This is a genomic window from Nonomuraea sp. NPDC003201 (assembly GCF_053590415.1).
In genome coordinates this window covers 1-1,147 of record NZ_JBSFTC010000770.1, presented here as the reverse complement: position 1 = coordinate 1,147, position 1,147 = coordinate 1, and the positions used below count along the sequence as shown (strand labels likewise).

1 pseudogene is annotated in these 1,147 nt (G+C 74.5%); it reads left to right on the top strand.

The annotated features are described in order from the left end of the window. Positions 1-1,147, top strand: a pseudogene (locus ACWDX9_RS63520) (hypothetical protein); the annotation flags it as partial.

Sequence of the window (1,147 nt, the reverse complement as noted above, 5' to 3'; positions counted from 1 at the left end):
CACGCGGCGGCCGACGCGGTGGCGCACGAGAGCGGCCCAGAGAGCGGCCCAGAGAGCGGCCCAGAGAGCGGCCCAGAGAGCGGCCCAGAGAGCGGCTACGTGGCCGTGGGCGGCAGCGCGTCGATCGGGCTGGCCATGGCGGAGGAGACGGGCGGCCCCGCGACCCCGGAGGACGTCGCGGCGTTCGCCCGGCTGCGGGAGTTCCAGGATGCCGCCGACCTGCGGGCGACCGAGCTGATGGAGGGGGTCGTCCGGAAGAGCCTCGTCCGGTGGGAGGCGGGCCAGGAGGCGAAGGCCGCCAAGGCGGAGAAGGAGGGCAAGCCGCTGCCGGTGGACCAGCGCACCCCTGAGGAGCGTCGCGAGGCGGCCGAGGGCTCCATCCGGGGTGACGTCACCGTCACCGTCGGCTACGCCGTGGACGAGGAAGGCAACCTGCACGAGCTCGTCACCACCACCAAAGGCAGCCGCCGCAAGCTCGTCGACCTGGGGCCGGGGGAGACGTGGGTCAAGGCCGTCCGCCCGAAGAAGCAGCAGCCGGAGGCTCCCGATCTCAAGGTCGTACCGGCCGAACCCGCCGAACCGGCCCCGGCCGCCAAGCCCGCCCCTTCACCGGCAGCGGCCCCTTCGGCGACTCCAGGCCCGGTGCCCGCGCCCGGGTCGGCGCTCGCGCACGCCCACGAGCCCGAGCCCGAGTCCGAACCGGTGCCACAGTCGGGAGTGGTGCCGAAGTCCGAGCCGGTGCCTCTGTCGGGGGTGGTGCCGAAGTCCGCTCCGGCGTCCCAGCCGGGGCCGCATCTCGTCGACCAGCATGAGGGCGGGAGCGCCGAAGGGGAGACGTCGGAGTCGGACGCGCCGAAGCGCAAGCGTACGGCGGAGCAGGCGCGCAAGGACGCGGAGGCGAGGCTGGTCGCCCACGCGGCCAAGCACAAGCTCAAGCTGATAGCGGTCGGCGCCAGCTCCCTGATCTGCCCGCACTGCGCGGCCAAGCTCGGGCTGGCCGGCGCCACCGTCGGCACCGGCCGGGCCAAGGACCCGCTGCGCGAGCACGTCCCCGCGAACCTCTCCCCGGCGCTGGAGGCTGGTCCAGCGGCCGTACGAGATCGCCGCGCTGCCGCACGAGGTCATCAGGCTCACCTCCAGCACGGCG